Origin of the sequence: Sphingopyxis sp., from assembly GCF_965279725.1 — a bacterium.
Lineage (GTDB): Bacteria > Pseudomonadota > Alphaproteobacteria > Sphingomonadales > Sphingomonadaceae > Sphingopyxis.
In genome coordinates this window covers 292,617-312,880 of sequence record NZ_CBDIIL010000003.1, presented here as the reverse complement: position 1 = coordinate 312,880, position 20,264 = coordinate 292,617, and the positions used below count along the sequence as shown (strand labels likewise).

Below are 20,264 nucleotides of genomic sequence, written 5' to 3'. Positions count from 1 at the left end.
GATGATTAACCCGCCAGCCGATGGCCCTCGGCCGACCGCGCGTCGCCGCAACGCCGGATCGCCTGTTCGAGCGCCGTGAGCGTGAAGGGTTTGCGCAGCACATCATGGTCGCCGAAGCTGGCCACTTCGCTCGCATCTCCGGCATAGCCCGTGACGAACAGCACCGACAGGTCGGGCCAACGCTGTTTGAGCCTGGCGACCATTTCCGGACCAGTCAGTTCGGGCATCAATACGTCGCTCAAAATCAGGTCGAAACCGCCCTGACCTGCGGCCAGCCGCCCCTCCACCAGCGCCTCGGCGTCGAGCGGGTTGCCGCAAGCGATCGCGGTGTGGCCCAATTCGCTGACGGCATCCACCGTCGCGGTGAGGACGCGTTCGTCGTCCTCGACCACCAGGATGCTCAGCGCCTCGCCGGGTGCCGCTGCGCCATCGGTGGGACCGGCAACCGGCTCGGCGATCCGGTCCGTCTGGAACTTGGCCACGGGCAACAGCATCGCGACGCTGGTGCCTTCGCCTTCGGTCGACGCAATCTGCACCTCGCCGCCCGACTGGCGGCAAAAGGCAAAGACCTGGCTCATCCCCAGTCCGGTTCCCTGGCCCGCGGGTTTGGTGGTATAAAAAGGATCGAATACGCGTTCGAGCACATCGGGCGCCATGCCGCATCCGGTGTCGATCACCTGCACCGCCATCGCCTTCTGATCGCCATCGTCCAAGGTGCGGATCGTCAGCGAGCCATGGCCGTCCATTGCATCGCGCGCATTGACCGCGAGATTGAGCAGCGCGTTCTCAAACTGTTGCCGATCGAGCCAGCAGGCGAGACTATCGGCCTGCAGATCAAGCGTCAGCGCGATGCGGTCGCCAATTGTTCGCGCGATCAGCTCGGAAAAACTTGCGATGCAGGCGTCGATGGCGGTCATTTCGGGACGCGCCGGTTCGGAACGGGCAAAGGTCAGCAGGCGCCGTGTCAGGTCCGCGGCACGATTGGCACCGTCGAGCGCGTTGGTCAGATGGCGCTCGGCCTTTTCGGGCGCATCCGGCAGCCATCGCTGGGCGAGTTCGAGACCCCCGACAACGACGGCAAGCATGTTGTTAAAATCATGGGCGATGCCGCCGGTCAGCTGGCCCACCGCCTCCATCTTCTGCGCCTGACGCAGCTGTGCTTCGGCGGCTTCGCGCTCGGTCATTTCGCTGCGCAGTGCGATATTGGCGCGTTCGAGTTCCACGGTGCGCGCTTCGACCGCTTCCTCCAGCTGCGTCGCGCGCTCGCTCTCCGCCGCTTGCTCGCGCCGCGCGACACGGCGCTCGGCTTCGGCGCGCACAAAGGAGAAGGTCGTGCCGATAGCCACCGCAGCGATCGCCGCGCCCAGCAACGTGAACAACAATATGGCTTGTTTCAGGCTCGCCCGATCGTCGGCCGCGGTTCGATTACGGTCGCGCAGCAGCGCCCGTTCGTTGGCGATAATCTGGGTCAGGAGGCGATCGATGCGGCCGAGACCGGCATCGTGCCCGGCAGCGTGATATTTCGAGATGGCGGCAATGGTTTGATTATAATTGGCGCTGAGCGCAGCATCGCCGAGCTGGCGACCGCGGCTGTCCATCTCGGTAGTTAAGCTATCGACCAGCTTGGATTGTGCGGCGTTGTCGCGAACGCTGCGATCGAGCCGCATCAGATATTGCCGGGCTAGCCCCCATTGCTGTTCATAGACGCGGCCGTCTTCCTTTTGCAGCCCTACCGCAAATCGGCCGAGCGCGGCTTCGGCGCGGGCGAGTGCGGCGTCGAGCGAGCGGGTCTGCGAAATCACTTCCAGACTCTGCGTTTGCCAGCCGAGCGATTGGTCATAATTGTCGCTGGCGCGCGCGAGCAGCAGGACAAGCGCCCCGACGATACCGGTCAGCATCGTCGCCATGCCGATCGTCAGCCAGAAGCGTAACCGCTCTTGCCGGGTCTCGGTTTCCGTATCGCCATCCCGCTCGAACACGCGCCGGTCTTACCGGACAAGCGCAGTGCAGCAAAGCGCGGAAATCTGCGAAACTTCAACTCGGCGTAAAAAGGAATCCGCTGGTCGGCGGACCCGCTTGATTTACGCGATGATCCCGATGCGCTTGCCCGCGCGCTCGAAGCGGCCCAGAATTTCGCCGACCTGCTCGATCGTATGTTCGGCGCACAGCGAGCAGCGCAGTAACGTCATGCCAGCGGGGGTCGCGGGCGGGCGGGCGAGGTTGACGTAGAGCCCTTCCTCGAGCAGCGCTTCCCACATCATCGCACCCTTTTCCAGGTCGGGCATGATCACCGCGATGATCGCCGACTGGGGTTCGTCGGTGCCGAGGGTGAAACCGAGATCGCGCAATCCCTTGTGCAGCACCTTCGAATTTTCCCACAGATGCGCGCGCTTGTTCGATCCGTGCATCAGTTTGCGGATGCTGGTTGCCGCGGTCGCGACAACGCTGGGCGGCAGCGAGGCGGTGAACACATAGGGGCGGCAGACGAGCCGCAATATCTCGAACTTCGGATGGTTCGACACGCAGAACCCGCCGACCGTCCCGACGCTCTTCGAAAAAGTGCCGATGATGAAGTCGACGTCGTCCAGCACGCCCTGCGCCTCGGCAACGCCGCGGCCATGTTCGCCGATGAAGCCCATCGAATGGGCTTCGTCGACGAGGATCATCGCGCCATTTTCCTTGGAAACGCGGATCATTTCTTTGAGCGGCGCGACGTCGCCGAGCATCGAATAGACGCCTTCTAGCACCACCAGTTTGCCGGCCTCGGGTGGCAGGCGCTTCAACCGCTTTTCGAGCGCTTCGACGTCGTTGTGGCGAAAGGCGACGATCTCGGCATTGCCCATCGCGCAGCCGTCATAAATCGACGCGTGGCTGTCGATGTCGAGGATGACATAGTCGCCCTTGCCGGCGATCGTGCTGATGATGCCCAGGTTCGCCTGATAACCCGTTGAAAACACCATGGCATGATCCATGGCGTAAAATTCCTTGAGCGCCTCTTCGCACTCCTTGTGGCCCTGATAGGTGCCGTTGAGGACGCGACTGCCGGTGGTGCCGGCCCCGAATTTGTCGAGCGCGTCCTTGCCCGCGGCGATGACGTCCGGATCGAATGTCATGCCCATATAGTTGTAAGTGCCGAGCAGGATCGTCTCGCGCCCGTTGCAGATCGCGACGGTCGGCGAGACGACTTTCTCCATCACCAGATTATACGGATCGGTGACCCCGGTCGCGAGCAGGTCCTCGCGCTGCTGGATCAGCGGATCGAATTTCGAGAAGAGATCGGTCATATTCTGTGTCCCAAATCCGTTCGCATCGAGCGAAGTCGAGATGCCCCTCGGCCTTGCGCTGTCCAGATGGGTGTCTCGACTTTGCTCGACACGAACGCGAAGATAAGTTTCAGCCCTGCAATTTCTCGACCGCCGCGACCAACTGGCCCACGGTTTCGATCTCGGCCTGCATGTTCATGCTGATGATGATGTCGAAACTGTCCTCGACCTCGGCGACGAAATCCATCACCGTCAGGCTGTCCCATTCGAGGTCGCCGGCAAAGGTGGTGGCGTCGGTCAGTTCGACGCCCTTTTTATTGAACGGGCCGATCAGGCCGAAAATCTGGTCGCGCAGGGCGGTGCTCATGTGATGCGTCCCATCAAGAAAGAATATTGCGCGCGGGAATGCCGCGCTACGGCCCGATTGGCAAGCGAATGCGGCGGGAACAGGGCAGCATCTTGCCGCTTGCGCCACTTCATGTCATCCCTGTGACGGGTCGCCAGCAGGGGCAGCTTGGCATGGGCAGCGAAGATACAAAGACGTCGCCGGATCGACCGGCCATTTCCTTTCCGCCGAACGCGGTCCATCTGGTGCGCACGAACCAGCAGATCACGATGCAATTGTCGCAGATGGCCGATCAAAAGGCGTCGATCCTGATGGGCGCGACCTTCGTCGTTTTCACGCTGGCGATCGGACAGGCGCGGTCGGGCGGCGGCGCGCTGGCGATGCCACTGGCTATTCTTGCGACCTTCTCTTTCCTGTCGGCGCTGCTCGCGGTGTCGGCGGTGCTGCCGCGCGTCGGCAAGGCGCCGCCGGTCGTTCACAAGGACGGCAAGGATCACAGCAATATCCTGTTCTTTGGCCGCTTCGAGCAGATGGACGAGGATGAATTCATCGCTGCGGTCAAAACGCGGCTGCGCACCGAGGAAGATCTGTACGAGACGATGCTGCGCGACACGTACCAGAATGGCGTTGTTCTGGCGCGGCGCAAATATCGCTATCTGGCCTATGCCTACCGGCTGTTCGTCGTCGGTTTGACGCTGACATTCCTTGGTTTCGCGTTCGAGATGGTGATGCTTTGGAGCAAATGACCTCGGTGAGCATTATCCTGAAATGACCGACGTCTTCATCAGCTACAAGCGCGAGGAGCGCGGGCGCTGCGTCGCGATCTATAACGCGCTCGTCGACTTGAAGCTGTCGGTGTGGTTCGACGCCCATATCGAGCCCGGCACCGATTTCGACCGCGAGATCGAGCGCGAGGTGCGCGGGGCCAAAGCGGTCCTCGTGCTATGGTCGGCGCTCGCCGCCGACAGCGACTGGATCCGCGCCGAGGCACGCACCGGTCGGCAGAATGAGCGACTGGTGGCGATCCGGCTCGACGATTGCCTGCCGCCGCTCGAATTCGCGTCGGTGCAAGCGGTCGATCTGTTCGATCGCCGCGATTTCCAGTCTGACGAGGGGTGGCGGCAGATCGTGGCGCGGATCGGGCGGCTGACCGGACGGCCCGGGCTGGGCGATTATGTACGCTGCGAACAGGATGCCGACGCCGGCCGCTGGCGCGGCTGGATCGCCGCAAACCCCGACGATCCCCTTGTCGACAAGGCGAAGCAGCGGCTGGCGCTGCTGATGCGGCCCGACCCCGCGCCATCTACACCGCAACCCATCGCGCCCGCCGTCGATGTCCCGCCGCCGATGATCTCAACTCCTGCGCGGACACCGGCCGAATCTGCCACCCCACCCTGGCTCACCTGGATGCGCCATCACGGCTGGATCGCCGCTATCGCCTTGCTTGTGCTGCTGGGGGCGATCGTGCTTTTTGATCGTTTCGCGGCCAGCGACACCACGCAGGTCGCCGCGATCGACGGCGCCCCATCCGAAAGCGCCAGCACGCCCAACACCGTCCCGACGACGACCGTCGTGGCGGGACAGGACCGGCCGGGGCGCTGCCCCGGAACCAATCCCTTTCGCATCGCCGCATCGGCCGGGCGCACCGATCCGCAACCGGAATGGAACCCGACGGTCGACAGCGCTTGGCTCGCATGGAAGAATTGTCCGGGCCTGGTGGTTGTGGAGGGTCATGTGGAACAGGGCGGCGATACCCGCGACGCATCACGCATGGCCATCGCCGTGGCCGAGCAACTCGTGCAAAAGGGGATTCCCGAAGGCACGTTGACGTGGACCGGCAAGGGCGCGACGACACCGCTGGCTGGTCATGGGCCAACCGACGCGGCGAACCGGCGCATCGAAATCTACCTGATGGAGCCCTATCACCCGGGCCTGCGTTGACCGCGGACTTGTGGCCAATATGCCACCATCGCCGACAATTTTCGAACCTGCGCCGCTCACCGATTGAAGGACCTGACCCGCGCGCCTATTCGGGCCGGCTATGTTGCAGCAGGCCACCCCTTTGACCGCGGATCGTTCGCGGGGTCTTCGCACGGAATTCCGGGCGACGTTGGCGCTCGCTGTGCCTCTGGCGGCGGCGAACCTGTTGCAGATGATGGTCCATGCGATCGACGTGATTTTCGTCGCGCGGCTGGGTGATGCCGCACTGGCCGCTTCATCGCTCGGTGTTGCGATATTCGGCCTGCTTCTGTGGACCGGCAGCGGACTGGTCGGCGCGTCGGCACCGCTGATCGCCGCCGAACTCGGTCGCCGCAAACATGCGGTGCGCGAGGTGCGCCGGACGGTGCGCATGGCGCTATGGCTGAGCGTCCTAGTGTCGATCCTCTTCATGGGCGTCTGCGCGGCGGGCGGGCCGATCATGATCGCGACCGGACAACCGGCGGAAATGTCGGCGCATGCCGCCAGCTTCCTGTTGATTCTGATGTGGGGCATGGCCCCGATGATCGCGGCGACGGTGCTGCGCATCTTCGTTTCGGCACTTGGTCGCCCGACGATCGCCACCGCGATCACTTTTGGCGCGCTGTTCGTCAACGCGCTCGGTAATTGGGCGCTGGTGTTCGGCAATTTGGGCATGCCCGCGCTCGGCTTGCACGGCTCGGCAATCTCCAGCGTGACGACCAGCTTCCTGATGCTGCTCGCCTATGTCGTCGTTATCCAGTCCGACCGGCGGCTGCGGCGCTATCGCCTGTTCGGCAATTGGTGGCGCCCCGAATGGACGCGCTTTTTCGACATGCTGCGCATCGGCACCCCAATCAGCCTGACGATTCTAGCCGAGGCAGGCTTGTTCACCGGCGCCGCGTTCCTGATGGGCCGGATCGGCGAAGCCGAACTCGCCGGACACACGATCGCGTTACAGGTCGCGGCGCTCGCCTTCCAGATCCCGTTCGGGGTCGCACAGGCGGCAACGATCCGCGTCGGCCTGGCCTTTGGTGCGCGCGACCACCGCGGCATTGCGCACGCCGGGACGGCGTCGCTGGTACTCGGCATCGGCTTCATGGCGTTCACCGCGCTGCTGATGTGGCTGTTCCCGGCGCTGGTGCTGTCGATCTATGTCGACGTCGATGCGGCGCGGAATGCCGCGCTCGTCGGGTTTGCGATGCAGTTCCTGGTCGTGGCAGCGGCGTTCCAGCTGTTCGACGGCGCGCAGGCGGTCGCCGCCGGGGTGCTGCGCGGCCTGCAGGACACCCGCACCCCGATGATCATCGCAATCTGCGGATACTGGATCGCGGGTTATGGCACGGCGATCTACCTTGGTTTCTGGACACCGCTCGCCGGGGTCGGGGTGTGGATCGGGCTGGCGGTCGGACTTATTGTGGTGTCGGCGGTGCTGTTGCTCCGGTGGCGGATGCGCGGTCGTCTCGGCCTGCTACCGGCCTGACCGAAAAACTTCATAAGATTCTTGTAGCGCGGCGCTTGACGCCCATCTGACTCTTACCCATATGGCCGACTGTTAGCACTCGCGACCTGTGAGTGCTAAAACGACATCCTTTGCACTTCTGGAGAGATATCCATGCAATTTCGTCCTCTGCACGACCGCGTGCTGGTCCGCCGTATCGAAGCCGAAGAAAAAACGGCCGGCGGGATCATCATCCCCGACACCGCCAAGGAAAAGCCGCAGGAAGGCGAAGTCGTCGCCGTTGGCACCGGCGCGCGCGCCGACGATGGCAAGATCACCCCGCTCGACGTCAAGTCGGGCGACCGCATCCTGTTCGGCAAATGGTCGGGTACCGAAGTCAAGGTCGACGGCGAAGAGCTGCTGATCATGAAGGAATCGGACATATTGGGCGTCATCGCCTGAACCGTCCCCGCGTCCCTTGCGGGCGCGATTTCAGTGTGAAGTTGCGCAGTTTTCTGCGCCTTTGAAAGGAATAGCCACATGGCTGCTAAAGACGTCAAATTTTCGCGCGACGCGCGTGAGCGCATCATGCGCGGTGTCGATACCCTCGCCGACGCGGTGAAGGTTACCCTCGGTCCCAAGGGCCGCAACGTCGTGATCGACAAGAGCTTCGGCGCGCCCCGCATCACCAAGGACGGCGTCACCGTCGCCAAGGAAATCGAACTCAAGGACAAGTTCGAAAACATGGGCGCCCAGATGCTGCGCGAAGTCGCATCGAAGGCGAACGACAAGGCCGGCGACGGCACCACCACCGCGACCGTTCTCGCCCAAGCGATCGTGCGCGAAGGCATGAAGTCGGTTGCCGCCGGCATGAACCCGATGGACCTGAAGCGCGGCATCGACCTCGCGGTCACCAAGGTTGTCGAAACGATCAAGGCGCAGTCGAAGCCCGTTTCGGGTACCGCTGAAATCGCCCAGGTCGGCATCATTTCGGCCAATGGCGACACCGAAGTCGGCGAAAAGATCGCCGAAGCGATGGAAAAGGTCGGCAAGGAAGGCGTGATCACCGTCGAGGAAGCCAAGGGTCTCGATTTCGAGCTCGACGTTGTCGAAGGCATGCAGTTCGACCGCGGATATTTGAGCCCCTACTTCATCACCAACCCGGAAAAGATGCTCGTCGAGCTGGCCGATCCCTACATCCTGATCTTTGAAAAGAAGCTCTCGAACCTGCAGGCGATGCTGCCGATCCTCGAAGCCGTGGTTCAGTCGGGTCGCCCGCTGCTGATCATCGCTGAAGACATCGAAGGCGAAGCGCTCGCCACGCTGGTGGTCAACCGCTTGCGCGGCGGCCTGAAGGTCGCGGCCGTCAAGGCACCGGGCTTCGGCGATCGCCGCAAGGCGATGCTGCAGGACATCGCGATCCTCACCGCCGGTGAAATGATCAGCGAAGACCTGGGCATCAAGCTCGAAACCGTCACGCTGAACATGCTGGGCCAGGCAAAGCGCGTCACCATCGACAAGGATAATACCACCATCGTCGACGGTGCCGGTGAAGCCAGCACGATCAAGGGCCGGGTCGAACAGATCCGCGCCCAGATCGAAACGACGACCAGCGACTACGACAAGGAAAAGCTGCAGGAACGTCTGGCGAAGCTCGCCGGCGGTGTTGCCGTCATCAAGGTCGGCGGTGCGTCGGAAATCGAAGTGAAGGAACGCAAGGATCGCGTCGATGACGCGCTGCATGCAACCCGCGCTGCGGTCGAAGAAGGCATCGTCCCCGGCGGCGGCACCGCGCTGCTTTATGCCACCAAGGCTTTGGACGGCATGACCGGCGTCAACGAAGACCAGACCCGCGGCATCGACATCATCCGTCGCGCGCTGCAGGCTCCGGTTCGCCAGATCGCTGAAAATGCGGGCTTCGACGGCGGCGTGGTGGCCGGCAAGCTGTTCGATCAAAAGGACAGCAACTTCGGCTTCAACGCCTCGACCGACGTCTATGAAGACCTGGTCAAGGCCGGTGTCATCGACCCGACCAAGGTCGTCCGCGTGGCGTTGCAGGATGCGGCCTCGGTTGCCGGTCTGCTGATCACGACCGAAGCCGGCATCGCCGAATCGCCCGAAGACAAGCCTTCGATGGGCGGCGGCATGGGCGGCGGCGGCATGGGCGGCATGGGCGGCATGGACTTCTAAGTCCAAACCGTTCGGCACTCAGCCAACGAAAAGAGGGCCGGGGGAGCAATCCTCCGGCCCTTTTTCTATTCGGACACCTGCGAATGCAGGGGCCCATCACCGGCCCCATCGTTCTTCATCGCCGTCGGCCCGGAAATGCCCTGACAGGAGAGGGGTCTCTGCCTTCGCAGGGGCACGGCGGTTCTGTCATTGCCAGCTCATCCTGCGCGGCATAGCAAATACCCATGAGCCTGTTCCTCGCCTTCGCCATGCTCACCGCCCCGATGCCGGCCCCGTCGCCCATCGAGCGCTGCGGCTATCGTATCGCCCAAACCTATCCGCACGATGCGACCTCGTTCACCCAAGGCCTGTTTTGGGACGAAGGCCATCTCTACGAAGCCACCGGCCAATACGGTCAGTCACGCCTCGCGCGGCTCGACCTCAAGACCGGAAAGGCGCTGGCCCAGACGAAACTGCCGTCCGACCAGTTCGGCGAAGGCATCACCCGCTGGCGCGACCAGATCATCGGCGTCACCTGGCAGGGCGGCATCGGCAATCGCTGGCGGCTCAAGGATCTGAAGCCCGTCGGCACGTTCAAATATCAGGGTGAGGGCTGGGGCGTGACACTGGTCGGCGACAGCCTTGTGCTGAGCGATGGCACCTCGCAGCTGCGCTTTTTCGATCCCGCGACAATGACCGAGCAGAAACGCGTTACGGTACGGTTCGGCAACCGGCCGCTGGCGATGATCAACGAGCTGGAGACGATCGACGGCGAAATCTGGGCCAATATCTGGATGACCGACATGATCGTGCGGATCGATCCGGCCAGCGGCCATATCAAATCCTATGTCGACCTTTCAGGGCTCAAGGAGCAGGCTGGCGCATCGGGGAGCGACAGCGTCCTCAACGGCATCGCGTGGGACGCCCAGAAAAAGCGGCTGTTCGTCACCGGTAAATATTGGCCCAAACTATACGAGATCGCGCTTGCCGACTGTGGTTAGCCGGTAAGCGCCTGCTCCATCCGCGCCGCCGCCGCGTCATAGACGTGCGCCTTCAGCCCCGCGGTAATCGCAGCAGGCGCGCGGTCGGGGTGGCCGCCGACATAGGGCGGGGCGGGATCATATTCGATCGCCAGCTGCACCGCCTGTGCGACCGCGTCACCATGAAGGCGTCCGATCAGTGTCAGCGCGAAATCGAGCCCCGATGTCACCCCGCCGCTGGTCACGAGATTGCCATCCTCGACGATGCGCGCCGCCACCGGCGTCGCGCCGACCAGCGGCAACAGATGGGCATAGGCCCAATGCGTTGTCGCACGCTTGCCCGCGAGCAGCCCGGCGCGGCCGAGCAGGAAGGCGCCGGTGCAGACGCTGGTTACCCATCGCGCGCTTGCCGCCTGGCGGGTGATGAAGTCGATCGTCGCGGCATCGCCGAGCGCCGCGGTAACGCCATGCCCGCCCGGGATGCACAGGATGTCGGCCTGCGGGCAGCTGACGAAATCGTCGGTCGGCAGAATTGAAAAGCCGCTGTCGGTGGCGATGGGATCACGGCTGACCGCGGCGCCGACCATCCGCGCGCCGGGCATGCGGCAGAGCGCCTGCGCGGGGGCGGTGAAATCGAGCTGGGTGATACCCGGAAACAGCAGAAAGACGATCGTGGTGGTGGCGGCAGGGTTGGCGGCTGTATCGGTCATGCGGATGTCCTTGCGCTGGCAGTGGATCACCCAGGCGCGCGGCTCGAAATAGCATGTCAGCTAGCCTCGCTTCCCGATGGAACTCCATCTTTAGCGCCAGTCGCGGGGCGATCCCGCTCTAATCCCGTCGCCGGCGAAGGGGAAGGCGCTATTTGTCTGGCCTATTCGTCCGCCTTGTCACGCGCGTCGGACGCCGGCCGCGCCGCGGCTGCGGTCGCGGTGTCGCGGCTTTCGAGCATTTCGGCGGCATCGTTGAGCGCTTTGGCCTCGCTGACGGTCACGCCGCCAGGACCCGGCTCGTTATCGGTGCGGTTGCAACCCGAAACCAGCGCGAAGGCCGCAGCTGCGCCGAGCGCTGCTCTCCACTTATGGCGGTACATGGTCTGGTCTCCCACGAAAAAGGGCTCCATCCGTAACGCAACGAATGGAGCCCTCCATAATCGCACACTCAGGCGTGCGCCAACGACTTACTTCTTGTCGTTGGCTTCGGCCTTGGCGGTTTCGGCTTCGATCTTGTCGCCGGCAGCAGCCGCAGCATCACCAGCGGCGTTGACAGTGCCTTCAACGGCATTGCCAGCCTTGTCAGCAGCAGCGGCCGTCGCGGCGGCGGCATCGTCGGCAGCGGCAGCGGTCGCATCAGCGGCGTCAGCAGCGCCTTCGGCCATAGCGTCGCCCGTTGCGGCGGCGTCGTCGGCCATGGAATCGGCGGTTTCACCGGCCGCATCCTGCGTCTTTTCCGAGCAGGCGGTGAGGCTGAAGGCCGCGGCGGCCATCGAAGCGATGAGGATCTTGCGCATGGGTAATTCCTTTCGAATGCAATAACCGGGCAACCGGTCATGGATACAGAGGGTTAGCGATGGATCGGGAGCTTGGCAACCGCGCTGGGGTTCACCTGTCCCAAAAGGACAAAGGGGCCGCCGGCGCACCGGCGACCCCCATTGTTCCTTTGGCCAAAACCGCCGGAAAAGAAGCTTACTTCTTGGCTTCTTCCATCGCGCCCTTGGCTGCGTCGGCAGCTTCCTTGGCAGCGTCAGCAGCTTCGGCAGCCTTGTCGGTTGCAACAGCAGTGTCGCCAGCAGCGGCGGCGTCGGCGGCACCTTCAGCAGCGGCACCAGCGGTCGCAGCGGCGTCAGCAGCGCCTTCGGCGGCGCCCATCGCGCCATCAGCGGCACCTTCGACGGTCGCAGCCGTATCTTCGGTGGTCGCGGCGGCGTTGTCGGCAGCCTTGTCACCGCAGGCAGCGAGGCCAAGCGACGCGGCAAGGACGAGCGACAGCGTGATTGATTTTTTCATTTGGGAAACCCCTCTCGAATTGAACTGATCGACCGGCACAGGAACAGATCGATCCCGGAAAATGCCAATCGAGGGCAGAATTACTCGCTCGACAAATCGCACGCAACGCCCTTTTTGCGCGGACCGCCATGTTTCCGCGCAAAGTTGATCGGGCCTGATCCCGTATGGCGGAAAAAGGCGTGCACGCGTCAGTTGACCGGATATAAAGAAATCTTTATATGTTTGGACGTGAACGAACTGATCGACATCTTTTCGGCCTTGGCCGACCCGACGCGATTGCGAGTCGTGGCGCTGCTCCGCGAAATGGAGCTGGCGATTGGCGAGCTGGCGGCGGTGCTCGATCAGAGCCAGCCGCGCGTATCGCGCCATGTCCGTATCCTCGTCGAGGCGGAGATTGTCGAGCGGCGGCGCGAAGGAAGCTGGGTGTTCCTGCGGATCGCCAAGAATGGACCGATCGCCGACATTATCGGGCAGGCTGAAACCTGGCCGTTCTCGGCGCGCGAGGCGCTGGTCATCGCGCATGATGCGCGGCGTCTGGTGGCGGTCCGTGACGAGCGGGTCGCGGTCGCCGAGCGCTATTTCGCCGAACATGCCGCTGAATGGGATGCGATCCGGTCGCGCCATGTCGCCGAGAGCGAGGTCGAGGCGGCGATGCTGGCGATGATGCACAACCGTCGGCTCGGGCATTTGCTCGACATCGGGACCGGTACTGGCCGCATGGCGGAAATCTTCGCACCGACCGCGCGTCGGATTACTGCGCTCGATCGCAGCCCCGAAATGCTTCGCATAGCGCGTACCAAGCTGGCGGGGCAGGGGGTCCCGGTCGATCTGGTCCAGGGCGATTTCCTGAACCTGCCGGTGGAAGATGCCAGCGTCGACAGCATCGTCATTCACCAGGCGCTGCATTTCGCACATGAGCCCGACCGGGTGATCGCCGAAGCGAGCCGGGTGCTCCGCGGCGGCGGCCATTTGCTCGTCGTCGATTTTGCGCCGCATGACGATGAGGCTCTGCGCAATCTCGCCGCACATGCCCGGCTGGGCTTTTCGGACGCGCAGATCCGCGGCTGGTTCGCGTCGGCCGGTCTGCTGCTGGAAAATACGCAAACGCTCGAAGGGGGCGAACTGGCCGTGAAGCTTTGGCTTGGCCGTCGTCGCAGCGATGAAGATCAACCGCCGGTCGCCCATGATGGCGACGGACAATCAAAAAGGCTCGCGGCATGACGTCGAACTTGAATTCGCTCGCGGAGGCGCGCCGCGCCGCGGCATCGCCGCTCTTCGCCAATCTGGACGGCGACATCGGGGTCAGCTTTGAATTTTTCCCGCCGAAGACCGAGAAGATGGAAGCGCAGCTGTGGGACACGTTCCGCACGCTCGAACCGCTGGGACCCAGCTTCGTTTCGGTCACCTATGGCGCGGGCGGATCGACGCGCGAGCGCACGCACGCGACTGTTGCGCGTATCGCCGCGGAGAGCGCCGTGCCACCCGCCGCGCACCTGACCTGTGTCGAGGCGTCGCGCGCCGAGATCGACGAGGTCGCGCAGGCCTATTGGGATGCCGGGGTGCGACACATCGTCGCGCTGCGCGGCGACGTGCCGGGCGGGGCGCCGTATAGCGCACACCCGCAGGGCTATGCGAATGCGATCGAGCTAGTCGCGGGGCTGAAGGCGATTGCGCCGTTCGACATTTCGGTTGCCGCCTATCCCGAAGTGCACCCCGATGCCGATTGTGCTACATCCGATCTCGACAATCTGAAGCGCAAGCTCGATGCCGGGGCGACCCGCGCGATCACACAGTTCTTTTTTTCGCCCGACAGCTTCCTGCGCTTTCGAGATGTGGCGGCGGCGGCGGGAATCGACGCGCCGATCATTCCCGGTATCCTGCCGGTTTCTAACGTGTCGCAGACGCGCCGCATCGCCGACATGTGCGGCACTGCGATCCCGGCGTGGATGGTCTCGCTGTTCGATGGGCTCGACGATCATCCCGCGGCGCGTCAGTTGGTGGCGGCGACCGTCGCCGCCGAAATGTGCCGCCGCCTTTACGCTGGTGGGGTGCGCGATTTCCATTTTTACACGCTCAACCGCGCCGAGCTCAGCTATGCGATTTGTCATCTGCTGGGGCTGCGGCCGGTCGCCAACGCAAAGGATCAGGCGGCATGATAAGCGCACGCGAAGCATTGGTGGCGGCAGCGAAAGAGCGCATCCTGCTCACCGACGGCGGCTGGGGCACCCAGATTCAGGACCGCAAGCTCGTCGAGGCCGACTATGCCGGCAACCTTGGCCTGACCCACGATCAGAAGGGCAATAACGATATCCTGGCGCTGACGCGCCCCGATGTCGTGACCGCGATCGGCGAGGCGTATCTGAAAGCCGGTTCGGACATCGTGTCGACGAACACCTTCAGCGCCAACACGATCAGCCAGGCCGATTATGGCGCCGAACATCTGGTTGCCGACATCAATCACGCCAGTGCGCGACTGGGACGCGAGATCGCCGACGTCTATCAAGAACGCGACGGCCGCCGCCGCTTTATCGCGGGCGCGGTGGGGCCGACGAACAAGACCTTGTCGCTGTCGCCGGACGTGAACAACCCCGGCTATCGCGAGATCGACTTCGACGAACTCAAAAGCGTCTATCTCGACCAGGTCGTGGCACTGGCCGAGGGCGGCGCCGACTTCATCCTGATCGAGACGATATTCGATACACTGAACGCCAAGGCCGGGATCTCCGCAGTAATCGAGGCCGAGGCGAAAGTCGGGCGCGAATTGCCGTTGATGGTCTCGATGACGCTCACCGATCTGTCGGGCCGCAACCTGTCGGGGCATACGGTCGAGGCATTCTGGTACGCGGTGCGCCATGCGCGGCCGCTGACGATCGGACTCAACTGCTCTTTCGGCGCGGCACAGCTTCGTCCGCATGTGCGCGTGCTGTCCGACATCGCCGACGCGCTGGTCATGGTCTATCCGAACGCAGGCCTGCCCAACGAGCTTGGCGAATATGACGAGATGCCCGACACCACCGCGGGGCTCGTCCGCGAATGGGCCGAGCATGGTCAGGTCAATATCCTGGGCGGTTGCTGCGGATCGACGCCGGCGCATCTCGCGGCGATGGCAAAGGCGGTTGCGGGCCTGACGCCGCGCCATATCCCGCAGGTGCCGGTACGAACCCGGCTGGCGGGGCTGGAGCCTTTCACGATGGCGGCATGATATATTTCGCCCTCCCCTTCAGGGGAGGGGCAGCGAGACTTGCGAGCTTGCTCGCTAGACGCAGCGGGGTGGGGGCTATCGGCCTTGCACTACACCGACGGCCCCCACCCCAACCCCTCCCCTGAAGGGGAGGGGCTTGAAAGACGCAAATGACCGAAACGACCACCTCCGCCACCAACTTCGTCAATATCGGCGAGCGAACCAACGTCACCGGATCGGCGGCGTTCAAGAAGCTGATCATGGCCGACGATTATGCCGCAGCGGTCGAGGTCGCGCGGCAGCAGGTCGATAATGGCGCGCAGATCATCGACATCAACATGGACGAAGGGCTGCTCGACGCTGAATATGCGATGACGACCTTTCTGAAGTTGATCGCCGCCGAGCCCGACATCGCGCGCGTTCCCTTCATGATTGACAGCTCGAAATGGAGCGTCATCGAGGCGGGGTTGAAATGTGTACCCGGCAAGCCGATCGTCAATTCGATCAGCATGAAAGAAGGCGAAGCGCCGTTCCTCGAACACGCCCGCAAATGCATGGCTTACGGCGCCGCGGTCGTCGTCATGGCGTTCGACGAAGTCGGGCAGGCCGACACCATGGAGCGCAAGATCGAGATTTGCGCCCGCGCCTACGACCTGCTGATGACCATCGGCTTTCCGCCCGAGGACATCATCTTCGACCCCAATGTCTTCGCCATCGCGACGGGGTTGGAGGAGCATGACAATTACGCCGTCGACTTTATCGAGGCGGTAAAGGTCATCCGTGTCCGTTGTCCGCATGTCCATTTCTCGGGCGGCCTGTCGAACCTGTCATTCGGCTTCCGCGGCAACGAGACCGTGCGCCGCGCAATGCACAGCGTGTTTCTTTATTATGCCATTCCGGCCGGGCTCGACATGGCGATCGTCAACGCGGGGCAACTCGATGTGTACGATACCATCGACCCCGAGCTGCGGCAGGCGTGCGAAGATGTCGTGCTCAACCGCAAGGTCGAGGGTGAAGCCGAAAGCCCGACCGAACGGCTGATCGCGCTCGCCGAACGCTACAAGGGCAGTAACCCCGCACAGGAAAAGGCCGCCGAGGAATGGCGCGGCTGGCCGGTCGCCAAGCGGCTTGAGCATGCGCTGGTCAAGGGCATCGATGCCCATGTCGTCGACGATACCGAGGAAATGCGCCTGCTGATGCCGCGCCCGATCGAGGTGATCGAAGGGCCGTTGATGGACGGTATGAATGTCGTTGGCGACCTGTTCGGGTCGGGCAAGATGTTCCTGCCGCAGGTCGTGAAATCGGCGCGCGTAATGAAAAAGGCGGTCGCGCATCTGCTGCCTTTCATCGAAGCCGCGAAGGAGCCGGGCGCGAAGGGCAAGGGCAAGGTCATCATGGCCACCGTCAAGGGCGACGTCCACGACATCGGCAAGAACATCGTCGGGGTGGTGCTGCAATGCAACGGCTTCGAGATCGTCGATCTGGGCGTCATGGTGCCATGGTCCAAGATCCTCGAAGCGGCGAACGAAAATGACGCCGACATGATCGGCCTGTCGGGCCTGATCACCCCGTCGCTCGACGAGATGGTGACGGTGGCCGAGGAAATGCAGCGCGCGGGGATGACGATGCCGCTGCTGATCGGCGGCGCGACGACGTCGAAGGTGCATACCGCGTTGCGCATCGATGTGGCGTATAAGGGGCCGGTGCTCCACGTCCTCGACGCGAGCCGCGCGGTCGGCGTCGCGACCGCCCTGGTCAGCGACACCGGGCGCGATGCCTATGTAAAAGGCTTTAAGGACGATTATGAGCATGTCCGCGACGTGCGCGCGAACAAGGGGCAGAGCGCACTGATTTCGATCGAGGATGCGCGCGCCAACGGCTTTGCCATCGACGAACATATCCGGCCGTTTCCGCCCGAAAAGCCGGGCGTGCATGTCTTCGACAACTGGGATCTGGCCGAGTTGATCGAATGGATCGACTGGACACCCTTTTTCCGCGCGTGGGAACTCGCGGGCAATTATCCGGCGATCCTGACCGACCCCGTTGTCGGCGAAAGTGCGTCGAGCCTGTACGCCGATGCCCGCGCGATGCTCGACACGATCGTATCCGAAGGCTGGCTGACCGCGCGCAGCGTCGCCGGGCTGTGGCCGTGCCGGCGCGAGGGCGACGACGTCATCATCCATCTTGAGGAAACGGAAGAGCATGTCCGCATTCCCTTCCTGCGCCAGCAGATCGCCAAGCGCGAAGGGCGCCCGAACATGTGCCTGGCCGATTTCGTCAGCCATGACGGCGACTGGATTGGCGGCTTTTCGGTCGCGATCCATGGCATCGAGCCGCATCTGGCGCGCTTCAAGGCCGCGCATGACGATTATAACGACATCCTGTTGAAAGCGCTCGCCGACCGCTTCGCCGAAGCCTTGGCCGAACGGCTGCATGCGCATGTCCGCACCGACCTGTGGGGTTATGCACCGGGCGAACAGCTGACCCCCGACGCCATCGTCAAAGAGGAATATCGGGGCATCCGTCCGGCGCCGGGTTATCCTGCCTGTCCCGACCACAGTCTGAAACCGATCCTGTTCGACCTGCTCGATGCGGGGACCAACTCGGGCGCGATCCTGACCGAAAATTTCGCGATGCTGCCGACGGCGGCGGTGTCGGGTTTCTATTTCGGTCATCCCGACGCAAGTTATTTCGGCGTTGCGCGCGTGGGTCCGGATCAGCTGGCCGATTATGCGGCGCGGCGCGGGGTCGATATGGACATAGCGACGCGGTGGCTGCGGCCGAACCTGGATTAGAGCTCGCATCACCGGCCAAGGATTAATCGTTACGCGCCCGCCTGTCCGATAAAGGGACGCCGACACGATGAACCGCCTTCGCCAACGACTGTCGGCGCGAAACGCGCTATAAGACCGTCATGGTCCAGTCTCTTATCCGTCGGCCGCTGTTGCCGCTGCTCGCCCTTCCGCTGTTGTTTGCACCGGCGCCGCTGCCCGCGCAGACCGGCGGCGCACCCTATAGCGTTGATGGGCGCAGTTTCGGACGGTTGCAGGAGGCGGTCGATGCCATTGGAGACGGCGAGGGGACGATCCGGATCGCCGCCGGCTATCATCGCGACTGCGCGGTACAGACCGCAGGACGTATCGCGTTTGTCGCCGCGGAATCGGGTCGCGCGATCTTCGACGGCGTGACCTGCGAGGGTAAAGCCGCGTTGGTGTTGCGCGGTGCAGGCGCGCGTGTCGACGGGCTGGTGTTCCAGAATATGCGGGTACCCGACGCGAATGGCTCGGGCATCCGCCTTGAACGAAGCAATCTCGACGTCGTCAACAGCCTGTTCCGCAATAGCGAACAGGGGATATTGACCGGCGACGATCCCGCGGCGACGCTGACGATCGATCGCTCGACCTTCTCGGGCCTTGGTCGCTGCGATCGCGGGCTCAGCTGCGCGCATGGCGTCTATACCGGGATCTACGGCAAGGTCATCGTCACCCGTGCCCGCTTTGAAAAAGGCACCGGGGGGCATTATCTCAAGACCCGCGCGATCGTCGTCGACATCAACGACAATAGTTTCGACGACACGCAGGGCAGCACGACCAATTACATGATCGACCTGTCGTCGGGATCGATCGGCCAGATCATGAACAATCTGTTCGTTCAGGGGCGCGACAAGGAAAATTATTCGGCATTGATCACGGTCGCCGCTGAAGAGCGCAAAAATCCGTCGCGCGGCCTGTCGATCGCGGGCAATCGTGCCAGCCTGCCCGCGGGGCTGGGTCGTAAATCGGTGTTTGTTGCGGACTGGAGCGGCGAAGCGCTGGCGATCGGAGCCAATGAACTCGGGCCTGGATTGACGCCGTTCGAGAAACGGTAGCGCCGACGTCCTGGTCCCGCTCGATGCGAACGGGATTGTTAAGCAGATTTAAGCTTCGCCGCGCGTTTCGATCAGCGAAGCGGCCAGCGCCTCGGCAGGCGATTTACCGCCCCACAGCACAAACTGGAACACCGGGTAAAACCGCTCGCATTCGTCGATCGCGCTCTCGATCAGCGTTTCGGTCATGTCGAGCGACAGCGACGCGTCGCCGCCGACCAGCAGGCCGTGGCGGAACAATATCGTTCCGCTGTTCGACCACAGCTCGAAATGGCCCAGCCACAATTGTTCGTTGATCAGCGCCAGCGCCTCATGCGCGACGGCACGCTTGTCCTCGACGACGCGAATGTCGGGAAAGGCGAGCAGTTGGATGACGCCATCGTCGGCGCGCCACACCGCGCGCAGCTCATAGGTCGTCCAGCTGCCCTGCGCCGTCGCGACGATCTCGTCCTCGCCCACCATTTCGTGCGGCCAGTCATGCGCCGCGAAGTAGGACGACAGCATGTCCATAGGGGCCGCGTCCTGGCCGTCTTCGTCGTCGTAGATATCTTCGCTCATTCGCGCGCCTTTAGCGGGTGTTTGGCGAGGTGGCGAGTCCACGAATATTCCTCACCCCCGCGAAGGGTGACGGGAATCACGCGCCTCCCGACACGGCCGCTGGCGGCCTCACGCTACACCGCCAGCGACCCCGCCTTCGCGGGGGCGACGATTATGCCTTGGGTGCCGCTTTCGGCTTCGCGGCAGGCTTCGGCGCCGCTTTGGCCGCAGCCGCCGCAGGTTTGGGCGCCGCCGCCTTCGGCGCAGCCGCAGGCTTCGCTCCGCCTTCCAGCTTGTCGAGCCGTGCCTTCAGCGCTTCGGTTTCGGCCCGCGCGGTTGCGGCCAGCTGTTTCACCGCGTCAAATTCCTCGCGGCTGACGAAATCCATCCGGCCGACCCATTCCTTGGCGCGTTCGCGCATGGCGGATTCGGCTTCACGGCCGGCGCCAGCGACGGTGCCGGCGACGCCGTTCACCATCTTGGCCAGATCGTCGAAAAAGCGGTTTTCGCTCTGCATCTTCAA

20 protein-coding genes and 1 riboswitch are annotated in these 20,264 nt (G+C 63.5%); of the genes, 11 read left to right on the top strand and 9 right to left on the bottom strand.

The features are described 5' to 3' along the window. Positions 1–5 precede the first annotated feature (5 nt). The 3 genes from ACQY6T_RS10290 to ACQY6T_RS10280 form a co-directional block, all read right to left on the bottom strand. Positions 6–1,979: an ATP-binding protein gene (locus tag ACQY6T_RS10290; RefSeq protein WP_428630690.1), complete on the bottom strand. Its 1,974-nt coding sequence runs from the start codon at positions 1,977–1,979 to the stop codon at positions 6–8. A gap of 102 nt (positions 1,980–2,081) precedes the next feature. Continuing rightward, complete coding sequence (gene spt, locus ACQY6T_RS10285; RefSeq protein ID WP_428630689.1) at positions 2,082–3,284, bottom strand: serine palmitoyltransferase; 1,203 nt, start codon at positions 3,282–3,284, stop codon at positions 2,082–2,084. Between the two features lie 109 nt (positions 3,285–3,393). Continuing rightward, the gene (locus ACQY6T_RS10280; RefSeq protein ID WP_428630688.1) at positions 3,394–3,630 is read right to left on the bottom strand and encodes an acyl carrier protein; all 237 of its coding nucleotides are present in this window, start codon (positions 3,628–3,630) and stop codon (positions 3,394–3,396) included. 122 nt (positions 3,631–3,752) lie between these two features. Between ACQY6T_RS10280 and ACQY6T_RS10275 the strand changes: the two genes are divergently transcribed. The 6 genes from ACQY6T_RS10275 to ACQY6T_RS10250 all read left to right on the top strand — a co-directional run bounded on the left by ACQY6T_RS10275 (position 3,753) and on the right by ACQY6T_RS10250 (position 10,176). Continuing rightward, positions 3,753–4,355, top strand: a complete 603-nt coding sequence (locus tag ACQY6T_RS10275; RefSeq protein ID WP_428630687.1) for a Pycsar system effector family protein — start codon at positions 3,753–3,755, stop codon at positions 4,353–4,355. Positions 4,356–4,377: 22 nt separating this feature from the next. After that, a complete protein-coding gene (locus tag ACQY6T_RS10270; RefSeq protein ID WP_428630686.1) occupies positions 4,378–5,550 on the top strand; it encodes a TIR domain-containing protein in 1,173 nt (390 codons plus the stop codon). Positions 5,551–5,650: 100 nt separating this feature from the next. Continuing rightward, positions 5,651–7,048: an MATE family efflux transporter gene (locus tag ACQY6T_RS10265; RefSeq protein ID WP_428630685.1), complete on the top strand. Its 1,398-nt coding sequence runs from the start codon at positions 5,651–5,653 to the stop codon at positions 7,046–7,048. Between the two features lie 132 nt (positions 7,049–7,180). Then, positions 7,181–7,468, top strand: a complete 288-nt coding sequence (gene groES, locus ACQY6T_RS10260) for a co-chaperone GroES (RefSeq protein ID WP_332816741.1) — start codon at positions 7,181–7,183, stop codon at positions 7,466–7,468. A 78-nt stretch (positions 7,469–7,546) separates the two neighbouring features. Then, positions 7,547–9,196: a chaperonin GroEL gene (groL, locus tag ACQY6T_RS10255; protein WP_428630684.1), complete on the top strand. Its 1,650-nt coding sequence runs from the start codon at positions 7,547–7,549 to the stop codon at positions 9,194–9,196. 224 nt (positions 9,197–9,420) lie between these two features. Continuing rightward, the gene (locus tag ACQY6T_RS10250) at positions 9,421–10,176 is read left to right on the top strand and encodes a glutaminyl-peptide cyclotransferase (protein ID WP_428630683.1); all 756 of its coding nucleotides are present in this window, start codon (positions 9,421–9,423) and stop codon (positions 10,174–10,176) included. Here the strand turns inward: ACQY6T_RS10250 and ACQY6T_RS10245 are convergent. From ACQY6T_RS10245 to ACQY6T_RS10230, 4 genes are all read right to left on the bottom strand, one after another. Continuing rightward, on the bottom strand, positions 10,173–10,865 hold the full coding sequence (locus tag ACQY6T_RS10245; RefSeq protein WP_428630682.1) for a DJ-1/PfpI family protein: 693 nt from the start codon (positions 10,863–10,865) through the stop codon (positions 10,173–10,175). The two genes, ACQY6T_RS10250 and ACQY6T_RS10245, sit on opposite strands and share 4 nt — an antisense overlap. Positions 10,866–10,886: 21 nt before the next feature. Beyond that, positions 10,887–10,979: riboswitch (ZMP/ZTP riboswitch) on the bottom strand. Positions 10,980–11,026: 47 nt separating this feature from the next. After that, complete coding sequence (locus tag ACQY6T_RS10240; protein WP_428630681.1) at positions 11,027–11,245, bottom strand: hypothetical protein; 219 nt, start codon at positions 11,243–11,245, stop codon at positions 11,027–11,029. Positions 11,246–11,332: 87 nt separating this feature from the next. Next, positions 11,333–11,662: an entericidin EcnAB gene (locus ACQY6T_RS10235; RefSeq protein ID WP_428630680.1), complete on the bottom strand. Its 330-nt coding sequence runs from the start codon at positions 11,660–11,662 to the stop codon at positions 11,333–11,335. A gap of 175 nt (positions 11,663–11,837) precedes the next feature. Beyond that, the gene (locus ACQY6T_RS10230) at positions 11,838–12,158 is read right to left on the bottom strand and encodes a hypothetical protein (RefSeq protein WP_428630679.1); all 321 of its coding nucleotides are present in this window, start codon (positions 12,156–12,158) and stop codon (positions 11,838–11,840) included. Positions 12,159–12,386: 228 nt separating this feature from the next. Between ACQY6T_RS10230 and ACQY6T_RS10225 the strand changes: the two genes are divergently transcribed. The 5 genes from ACQY6T_RS10225 to ACQY6T_RS10205 all read left to right on the top strand — a co-directional run bounded on the left by ACQY6T_RS10225 (position 12,387) and on the right by ACQY6T_RS10205 (position 19,207). Further along, positions 12,387–13,379 carry an ArsR/SmtB family transcription factor gene (locus tag ACQY6T_RS10225; RefSeq protein ID WP_428630678.1) on the top strand — a complete coding sequence of 331 codons (993 nt, stop codon included), beginning with the start codon at positions 12,387–12,389 and terminating at the stop codon, positions 13,377–13,379. Beyond that, on the top strand, positions 13,376–14,314 hold the full coding sequence (gene metF, locus ACQY6T_RS10220) for a methylenetetrahydrofolate reductase (RefSeq protein WP_428630677.1): 939 nt from the start codon (positions 13,376–13,378) through the stop codon (positions 14,312–14,314). Before ACQY6T_RS10225 ends, metF begins: the two co-directional genes overlap by 4 nt. Further along, positions 14,311–15,360 carry a homocysteine S-methyltransferase family protein gene (locus ACQY6T_RS10215; RefSeq protein WP_428630676.1) on the top strand — a complete coding sequence of 350 codons (1,050 nt, stop codon included), beginning with the start codon at positions 14,311–14,313 and terminating at the stop codon, positions 15,358–15,360. Before metF ends, ACQY6T_RS10215 begins: the two co-directional genes overlap by 4 nt. 149 nt (positions 15,361–15,509) lie before the next feature. After that, positions 15,510–18,134, top strand: a complete 2,625-nt coding sequence (gene metH / locus ACQY6T_RS10210) for a methionine synthase (protein ID WP_428630675.1) — start codon at positions 15,510–15,512, stop codon at positions 18,132–18,134. 119 nt (positions 18,135–18,253) lie between these two features. After that, entirely contained in the window at positions 18,254–19,207 is a 954-nt protein-coding gene (locus ACQY6T_RS10205) for a right-handed parallel beta-helix repeat-containing protein (protein ID WP_428630674.1), read from the top strand. Positions 19,208–19,255: 48 nt separating this feature from the next. Here ACQY6T_RS10205 and ACQY6T_RS10200 read toward each other — a convergent pair whose 3' ends face one another. Further along, complete coding sequence (locus tag ACQY6T_RS10200) at positions 19,256–19,762, bottom strand: YbjN domain-containing protein (protein WP_293838583.1); 507 nt, start codon at positions 19,760–19,762, stop codon at positions 19,256–19,258. Between the two features lie 151 nt (positions 19,763–19,913). Next, a complete protein-coding gene (locus tag ACQY6T_RS10195) occupies positions 19,914–20,258 on the bottom strand; it encodes an accessory factor UbiK family protein (RefSeq protein ID WP_428630673.1) in 345 nt (114 codons plus the stop codon). Positions 20,259–20,264: the final 6 nt, after the last annotated feature.